A 7,256-nucleotide genomic window follows, 5' to 3' on the forward strand; every position below is an offset into this window, starting at 1 on the left:
TAAAGAATGCTGGCAAGGGTTTGGAGTGCGTCACTCATTGGAATCGATGCCGTAAAAGTCGGCGTTGAAGTCGATGTTGCGGGGGGATTGCCAGGAATTGTTGTAGTGGGATTACCCGGAACAGAGGTTTCGGTGCCACAATAGCGGACAATTAGAGGTATAGAAATCTAGTACTAAATAAAGAAAGAAGTTCTATAACTTCCAAAACTGGCTAACTGGCTAACCCTCGATCCACAAAACCTACTCTCTGATTATGTTTTAGGCAGGTTAGCCACCCTAAAAACTGCCTCACAACTGCCTAAAAACTGGCTAACCTATGGCGCAAATCATCGCGGGACTTGCGAGAGTCTCCACTGAAGACCAGGCTTATCAAGTCGCATTGAGTAACCAAGTTCAGCGCTTACGCGATTCTGGATGCGATCGCATTTATGGCGATGTGGCTTCCCGCGCTGATGACGGCAGAGAAGGGATTCTGCGACTGATTGCAGACATTGAAGCGGGCGAAATCGCTGAAGTGAGAATAACGCGCCTCGATCGGCTCACCGCCTCGCCGGGATTGTTTGAGCGATTAGTTAAGATCATGCGCGATCGCTGCATTCCGCTCACTGGGCTGGATGAACACATCGATATTCTGGATGAAGACAGCGAATTTTTTGCGGGCTTGGGTATTTACATCGCCAAGCGAGAGCTTCAGACCATCCGCAAACGCGCCCGGAAAGGGCACGAATCGCGCCGCAAAAACGATCGCGCTAATACTTGTATGCCGTGGGGTTACACTGCCGTAAATCGTCACTATCGGCTGAATAATACGCCGTTTCTGTGTCTGCTGTCTGATCGCCCGTCTAATGGCAATGATCATCCTGGGATGACGTTCGCTGATTTGGCGCGGGACTGCATTTCACTTTTTTGGGATGGTCAAGGATTAAGGGGTGCGATCGTACTGATTCATAAAAAATATGGGATTCAGCGATTTAGCCACCCCAAACCATCGAAAGAGCGAGGGCTTGCAAAATCGTTCGTGCTGGATGCGGATGATGACTTTACGCTTGCAAAGTCTCATCGCTTCTCAAACCGGGATGTTTTTCAGTGGAGTCATAAAGGCTTAAGAGACTGGTTACTCAATCCCGTTTTACGAGGGCATACCGCTTACGCCACCCGTGAATATTTAGGACTGGACGGGGCGGGGCGCAAAAAGTACGGAAAGCGATTACCTCAAGACCAATGGGACATCCGGCGGGATACTCATCCGGATCAGGCGCTACTAACCGAAGCTCAGGTAGAAGAAATCAGACGCATCCTTAAACATAACGGCGCAACTAGAGGGAAATGGCTCGTCAGCAAAAAAGATCGGCGTTATCCCATCTCTGGGCTATTGCGCTGCCAAGTCTGCGACGCGCCGATGAAGTCTAATGCAACGAGAGTTAGACAGGGACAGCATTTTAATTACTACACTTGCAAGGGCAAGACTCAGGGACGTTGTGATCAAAACAAATCGATTCGGAACGATCGCGCTGAAGCGGCAATTATTGAGGCATTAACCCGCGCCGCCGAGCGTATCGATGCGTTACGCCAAACGTCAGAACCTACGCTAGAGCCGCCCAAATTGGGGCAACTGCGCGAACAATTAGAGGGGCTTCGAGCGCTAGGAGCCAACCCCGCGCTTGATCGTGCCCGTTCAGACCTTGAGAGCCAAGTTAAACGGCTAGAGTTCAATTTCAAGCAAGAAGCGATCGCTAAAGCCGAGAAACAAGAATCCGCCGTTGAAATCCTGAGAAACCCGGACTTCTGGCAGTTCTGCTCTGAGGACGAGCGGATAAGATTGTTTCGATGGCTCGTAGACACCGTATGGGTGCAAGATGGCGAAATTGTTCGCATTGCCTTAAAAATCTAAGCCGCTAACAGTTTCCGCACCGCTTCGATGAATTTTGCTGGAATCACATAGCGTCCGTCATTGGTAGGTTCTGCTGAATCTGAGATCGCTTGAAGTAGCTCGTTGCGATCGCGAAATTCTTGAACCTTGCGATTGAGCAATTCTTTCGGTGTCTCCGGCTTCATCGTCGCGCCCCCGCCTTATCTAGCTCTACCCGTTTTGGTTTCGCTGCCTTCAATACGTTTTGAGTTTGCGAAGACATTCGCTCCCAAGCTTTCTTCTTTAGTTCAGCAGGTAAAGAGGCAAGCACAGAGAAAATTTGCTGAATCGTCTCTGAATCACCCGATTCCGCCGCCGAGTTCACCATCCCGATCGCGTCTTCGATTTGCTCGTTTTCTTCGTCGGTAAATGTTGGCTCAACTGGCTGTGTTGGCTCAAACGTTGATTCTGTCTGCTGTGATGTTTCAGCAGATTTGAACGCTAACCCCTGAATCCCAAAACGATTTTTACCAAGTGAAATTTTCTTGCATTGCGGGTACAGGCTGATAAACCGCGCTGCCACCTGATTCTGTCCTTTAACGTATGGATCTCCAGGACGGACGGGATCTTCCCAGTTGCGAGTTGGTTCGGTTTTTAGAACGCCCGTATCGAGATAGTAAGCTTCAAGTTTTGCCCACAGTTCACTAATCGGCATCACTGACTGAGGATCGAACACTAGCCCCGTTTCAGACGCAAATTCATAGAGATGCGATTGGCTGATCTGGATTTCCTGCATTGCCGCATCACAGCAAGTAAAATCAATTCCTTCTGTCATCAGCGACTTGAACGCCGCGATCGTGCGATTGAGGAGCGCTGGAAGGATGCGATCGCGGATAAACTCCGAATCATCCTTAAACTTCGGATCAACCTCTATTTCACCTCTAGCGGGGTCAGCACCCTTCTTAAAGACCTTCCTACACTCCTAAAGCCGGGTGCTTGCAGGGCACACCAATATGCGGGGCTGAGTGGCTGCCCATCGATTAGAGGCTGCTCCTGCACATAGATGACACCCCTTGTTTTTGTCTCTGTCACCTTCACTTCTTGAAGCCACATTCTGTCGTCTCTGCTACACGACTGGATAAAGTAATAGCCAGAAACTCCCTCAATTTCTAGCTTCTTGATGTACCCGCAATCACTTGGATGATGGGGATAATAGTCATCTTGAGCGGCTTGAGATTGCTGTGAGAAAGCGACCTTTGACCACGGGATGTTTTGTGCTGTTCGCCAGTCCTGCTGATTGAGAACGGCTGCATCGGGATAGAGCGCCTCTAAATTATTCGATGCAATTCGGGTATCGTCTTTAGTTCTCAATGGCTGGTAATCATGAGAGAACGCAGCATTCGAGAAGTTCAATGCTACAGAGATCAGACCCAGTCAAACAACACGATTCAACATTTTAAACCTCAGAGATTGTGCTGTTGAATCGTATACCCAAGACTGGAAGAAAATTACGGATTTGTCGAATCTTCATAAGCAGAGATCGCGCTATCTAAACCCGCTGCACTCGGAGCCATAGAGAACTTTTTCTTCACCGCTTGGCGCAATCTGAACGCACCATTTCCCGCCCGCCTGCCACAGTCGAAACTGGTCAGATACCCATGCGGCTGTAAAGCTGACGGGAATCGCACCGAGCGCGAGGACAAGAATCATTTGGGGAATACGATCGCGCCTGATTCGCCATTGAGAGCGCCACTGGATTTTATTCATCGCTGCTTTAAAAGGGGAATGGCTCAAGGATTCCCACATCTAAGGAGCGATCGCGCTTGCAAGCAACTTTAAGGATTATCACTGATCGATCGCCCGTCTCTTTTCCAGGAATGGCGATCGCCCTCCTGTCTACGGCAAACTCTCGCAAGCGACTCCATCCTTGTCTCCATCCAATCGGAATGGATCATTCGGGAAAGCTATCAACACCCGTTGAGCTTCGGCTTGCGTCCTGAAATCACTACAATAGGTGATGTGCAACTTGGTAAGCCAATTCTACAGATCAGTGCAAATGCTGATGTCTAGTAAATTTCGATTCATAGAATTAAAGCAGTAATTTCTTTATTAGAGAGATGATGAGTTCTGCTTTGAACCTGACAAGGAAACTTCCACTCATCGCGGCGATCGCGATTACAGCCACAACTATAGTGAATGCCAAACCTGCTCATGCACTCACAGCCGCGTTTGATAATCTTTATTCAAACAACAGTGGCTTCAATCCAGCAGCTTCCTATTCTGCACAAGGACTGACTATCAGTGGAAATTACTTTGGGATTGTTGGTGGAGTAGCAAATGGAGATCCAGGAAACTGGGGTTTGAATGGAACGAATGGTCCTGTTTTTCTTGGATGTAACCAGGCTGCAAACTGTTCTCCCACATTTACCTTTGCTTCATTAGTGACAGGGTTCTCGATTGATGTTGGTGTCCGAGCCGGAACAACAGATAATTTCACAATTCAAGCTTTCCAGGGAGCGACCAGCCTTGGAACAGCCACTACTGGAACATTCACAGGTTCCGGTGCAAGCGGCACTTGGAGAACTCTAAGTTTTGCAGGACCACTGACGCGAGTTGTTCTGTCCTCCACGACTCCACCTTTCTCCGCTTACGGCATGGATAACGTGAATTTCACGCCTGTTCCAGTTCCGTTTGGGTTCACACCATTGCCAGGACTTGCATTGGCATGGGTGGGTGGAGCCGTTCGTCGATCGCGTCAGAATCGCAAGAAAGCCGAAACCTCCGTGTGACATGCTCCCGACTCTGATGCTTAAGCATACAGAGCGGGCTTCTCAGTGACTCCAGCTATTGCTTCGGACGTTACCTGAGCTTTAAGAACCGAATGCCCTACGGCTCTGTGTTTGATGTTGATTGCTGCATTGTGGTCACGGTCAATCGTTAGTCCACACTCAGGACAGGCGTGAAGTCTGTCCTTTAGCGTTTTAGGGACTTTTGCACCGCATCCAGAGCAGTCTTGAGAAGTGCCGTTTGGATTCACTGCAATCGTTAACAATCCGGCTCTTTCAGCCTTGATTGATAGAATTTGCAGGAATTGACCCCATCCAGCATCATGCGTTGATTTTGCGAGTCTCGTTCTCGCAATTCCTTTGATATTTAACTTTTCATGTGCAACGTGCTTCCCTTGAGATAAAAGCTTTTTGACAGTTTTGTAATGAAAGTCCTTCCGTTGATTCGAGACTTTCGGATGTGCCTTAGCGACTCGCTTAATCGCTTTCTTGCGACGATTAGATCCCTTCTTTTTGCGGGACAGTGAGCGCTGTAATCGTTTTAAGCGCTTCTCAGATGCTCGATAGTGTTGGGGGATTCTGCGATCGCGCCAGTAAAGCGATCCATTCTTTCATCAATCAAACGATCGACTAATATCGCGATTTCCTTCTGCTCGACTGGCGTAAATTCTCTCATCAGTTTGCCTCGATTCCGATTTCTGCTGCTTTGCTTAAATTAGCTGCAATGTCGATGACCCGCCGCTTTTGCTCGATCGATAAAACGTCATCGTCCATGAGGGTTTCAAAGAAGCAATTAAATTCATTTTCGATATGTTGCTGCATTTCGACTTGCAGCTTTGCTTGAAGTTGCAGGGTTGGACTCCACCGCTCTAGTCAGGGGTTCCCAACCCCTAGCCCAAGCATGAACGCCAGAATCAGCCGTGCCCCGATCGGCATGGGAGCGATCGCGGGTTCAGAATTCATCATCAAGAGCGTAAACGATCGCTTTAGAGTTCGTCTAACACTTGCTTTAGCATTTCTAATTCTGCATCAGTAAGGGCGTATTTATCGGCACTCGGTTCAATAGACCCACCAAGATTAAGGATCGTCTGCTCTAGCGTTGCCAGCGATCGCTTGAGATTTGAAATCGTAGTTGCATACTCTTGCTGCAATACGCTACTCATCGAGTCTTTATTTGTGGCTTCTAAATTTGCAATTTGCTGCCGGAGAGAAATAGCCTGTTTTTCTAGTTCTCTCGTTTGCTGATTTGAGTCATAGCTCGACTGAGAGTTATGGCTGTTCATCTCGGCGCGAACAATGCGACTAATGCGATCGAATGTACCCATACTTAGAACCCACTAGATTGATGAAGTATCTTTGTGCGCTTGCAATTCTGCACCCGCGATCGACTGATTGACGCTTACTTGCCAGAATCAGGTCGAGATGAAGACAGCACTTCACTCTACGGTTTTCTCCTTACACAGGCTGACAATTCACAGGATCTTTACCTGCATATAAAGAATTCAGCGCAGATCGCGCCCTTCAACCGATCGTCAATCGCGACGCTCTGCCAGAAGTCCCCAAGCCACTAGCCCAAGCATGAACGCCAGAATCAGCCAAGCTTCGAGCGTCATGGGCGGAATGGGTGGCTCGGAACTCAACATCAAATCAAGTGCAGTTTCTTCCATTGCGGTTCGTGGAAGGGGACTGCTCGATCGTTCCCAGAAACGGGGCTAGGTGCGATCTCGCTTGTTTTTTGATGGGTTAGGCACTTCAAAAACTGGCTAACCACCATACGGGACGGACGTTTCAGCCCTCTTAAAGTACCATAAAAGTTAGCCAGTTTAAGCACTTCAAAAACTGGCTAACCTGCCTAAAGTCTTTATATATCAGACGTTCTGGTTTTCTAGGGTTAGCCAGTTAGCCAGTTTTGTATGTGAGCGAGAATAAGGGTAAGAATTAGAAAAATTAGGAGTCCGCAGATAGGGTACAGAAGTTCAAGAATCAAAAGAGCGGGTTAAAACTGCGATCAAGAATTCTGGATTTGCATTTCCGATGCGGCGGATCGTGATTAACCTTGCGCCTGCGGATCTGAGGAAAGAAGGGCCGAGCTTTGATCTTCCCATTAGTATTGGCATTCTCGCAGCAGCAGAACAAGTTCAAACCGAAGGTTTAGATGAGTATTTGTTTTTAGGCGAAGTCTCGCTCGATGGTAGTTTGCGTCCGGTAGCAGGAGTTTTGGCGATCGCGGCTGCCGCAAAACAACTTGGCATTTCTAACTTAGTTGTGCCTGCCGATAATGTTCGAGAAGCGGCGGTGGTCAAGGATCTCAACGTTTACGGCTTCAAGCATTTATCCGAAGTCGGCGCGTTTCTCAACGATTCAAGCGGTTACATTCCGGCTCAAATTGATACCGCGCTTGAGATGGCTGAGATGCAAATTTCGGCTCCTGATTTGCGCGATGTCAAAGGTCAAGCCCATGCAAGACGCGCCCTAGAAATTGCTGCGGCTGGCGGACATAACCCGTTGTTATCTACAGCTAAATCGCTGAAAATGCCTTGAAAACTAGCTTTTACTTTATGTACATGTCTACGCTGTAGGTTCTATGACGTAGACATTTGAATCTGCTATCCCGGTGCTAA

11 protein-coding genes and 2 pseudogenes are annotated in these 7,256 nt (G+C 48.3%); 4 read left to right on the forward strand and 9 right to left on the reverse strand.

Annotation, left to right across the window (positions count from 1 at the left end):
* The first annotated feature begins 6 nt into the window (after nucleotides 1-6).
* Both NC980_RS23225 and xisF read left to right on the forward strand, forming a co-directional pair.
* On the forward strand, nucleotides 7-144 hold the full coding sequence (locus NC980_RS23225) for a hypothetical protein (protein WP_190379346.1): 138 nt from the start codon (nucleotides 7-9) through the stop codon (nucleotides 142-144).
* Nucleotides 145-316: 172 nt separating this feature from the next.
* Complete coding sequence (xisF, locus tag NC980_RS23230) at nucleotides 317-1,891, forward strand: fdxN element excision recombinase XisF (RefSeq protein WP_190379335.1); 1,575 nt, start codon at nucleotides 317-319, stop codon at nucleotides 1,889-1,891.
* Here xisF and NC980_RS23235 read toward each other — a convergent pair.
* The 5 genes from NC980_RS23235 to NC980_RS23255 form a co-directional block, all read right to left on the reverse strand.
* Nucleotides 1,888-2,055 (reverse strand): hypothetical protein, encoded by a 168-nt coding sequence (locus NC980_RS23235; protein ID WP_190379336.1) that lies wholly within the window; start codon nucleotides 2,053-2,055, stop codon nucleotides 1,888-1,890. The genes xisF and NC980_RS23235 overlap by 4 nt on opposite strands.
* A complete protein-coding gene (locus NC980_RS23240) occupies nucleotides 2,052-2,684 on the reverse strand; it encodes a hypothetical protein (RefSeq protein ID WP_190379337.1) in 633 nt (210 codons plus the stop codon). Before NC980_RS23240 ends, NC980_RS23235 begins: the two co-directional genes overlap by 4 nt.
* 95 nt (nucleotides 2,685-2,779) lie before the next feature.
* Nucleotides 2,780-3,220, reverse strand: a complete 441-nt coding sequence (locus NC980_RS23245; RefSeq protein WP_190379338.1) for a hypothetical protein — start codon at nucleotides 3,218-3,220, stop codon at nucleotides 2,780-2,782.
* A 174-nt stretch (nucleotides 3,221-3,394) separates the two neighbouring features.
* Nucleotides 3,395-3,616 carry a hypothetical protein gene (locus tag NC980_RS23250; protein WP_190379339.1) on the reverse strand — a complete coding sequence of 74 codons (222 nt, stop codon included), beginning with the start codon at nucleotides 3,614-3,616 and terminating at the stop codon, nucleotides 3,395-3,397.
* A 129-nt stretch (nucleotides 3,617-3,745) separates the two neighbouring features.
* Nucleotides 3,746-3,874 carry an excalibur calcium-binding domain-containing protein gene (locus NC980_RS23255; protein ID WP_190379340.1) on the reverse strand — a complete coding sequence of 43 codons (129 nt, stop codon included), beginning with the start codon at nucleotides 3,872-3,874 and terminating at the stop codon, nucleotides 3,746-3,748.
* A gap of 92 nt (nucleotides 3,875-3,966) precedes the next feature.
* On the opposite strand from NC980_RS23255, the gene NC980_RS23260 reads away from it, so the two are divergent.
* Complete coding sequence (locus NC980_RS23260; RefSeq protein WP_190379341.1) at nucleotides 3,967-4,638, forward strand: hypothetical protein; 672 nt, start codon at nucleotides 3,967-3,969, stop codon at nucleotides 4,636-4,638.
* A 20-nt stretch (nucleotides 4,639-4,658) separates the two neighbouring features.
* On the opposite strand, the pseudogene NC980_RS23265 reads toward NC980_RS23260, so the two are convergent.
* From NC980_RS23265 to NC980_RS23280, 4 genes and pseudogenes are all read right to left on the reverse strand, one after another.
* Nucleotides 4,659-5,213, reverse strand: a pseudogene (locus NC980_RS23265) (transposase); the annotation flags it as partial.
* Nucleotides 5,177-5,311 (reverse strand): hypothetical protein, encoded by a 135-nt coding sequence (locus NC980_RS23270; RefSeq protein ID WP_277881570.1) that lies wholly within the window; start codon nucleotides 5,309-5,311, stop codon nucleotides 5,177-5,179. The pseudogene NC980_RS23265 and the gene NC980_RS23270, both read right to left, overlap by 37 nt.
* A 310-nt stretch (nucleotides 5,312-5,621) precedes the next feature.
* Nucleotides 5,622-5,960: a hypothetical protein gene (locus NC980_RS23275; protein WP_190379342.1), complete on the reverse strand. Its 339-nt coding sequence runs from the start codon at nucleotides 5,958-5,960 to the stop codon at nucleotides 5,622-5,624.
* Nucleotides 5,961-6,167: 207 nt separating this feature from the next.
* Entirely contained in the window at nucleotides 6,168-6,302 is a 135-nt protein-coding gene (locus tag NC980_RS23280; protein WP_277881571.1) for a hypothetical protein, read from the reverse strand.
* Between the two features lie 307 nt (nucleotides 6,303-6,609).
* Between NC980_RS23280 and NC980_RS23285 the strand changes: the two are divergent.
* A pseudogene (locus NC980_RS23285) lies at nucleotides 6,610-7,137 on the forward strand (magnesium chelatase domain-containing protein); the annotation flags it as partial.
* Between the last annotated feature and the right edge of the window lie 119 nt (nucleotides 7,138-7,256).

It is taken from the genome of Leptolyngbya sp. AS-A5, from assembly GCF_039962495.1.
Classification (GTDB): Bacteria; Cyanobacteriota; Cyanobacteriia; order Leptolyngbyales; family Leptolyngbyaceae; genus Leptolyngbya.

Coding starts and splice junctions, on each gene's coding strand:
- NC980_RS23225 (WP_190379346.1), top strand. CDS start 7: ATGCTGGCAAGGGTTTGGAGTGCGTCACTCATTGGAATCGATGCCGTA.
- xisF (WP_190379335.1), top strand. CDS start 317: ATGGCGCAAATCATCGCGGGACTTGCGAGAGTCTCCACTGAAGACCAG.
- NC980_RS23235 (WP_190379336.1), bottom strand. CDS start 2,055: ATGAAGCCGGAGACACCGAAAGAATTGCTCAATCGCAAGGTTCAAGAA.
- NC980_RS23240 (WP_190379337.1), bottom strand. CDS start 2,684: ATGACAGAAGGAATTGATTTTACTTGCTGTGATGCGGCAATGCAGGAA.
- NC980_RS23250 (WP_190379339.1), bottom strand. CDS start 3,616: ATGAATAAAATCCAGTGGCGCTCTCAATGGCGAATCAGGCGCGATCGT.
- NC980_RS23260 (WP_190379341.1), top strand. CDS start 3,967: ATGATGAGTTCTGCTTTGAACCTGACAAGGAAACTTCCACTCATCGCG.
- NC980_RS23270 (WP_277881570.1), bottom strand. CDS start 5,311: ATGAGAGAATTTACGCCAGTCGAGCAGAAGGAAATCGCGATATTAGTC.
- NC980_RS23275 (WP_190379342.1), bottom strand. CDS start 5,960: ATGGGTACATTCGATCGCATTAGTCGCATTGTTCGCGCCGAGATGAAC.
- NC980_RS23280 (WP_277881571.1), bottom strand. CDS start 6,302: ATGGAAGAAACTGCACTTGATTTGATGTTGAGTTCCGAGCCACCCATT.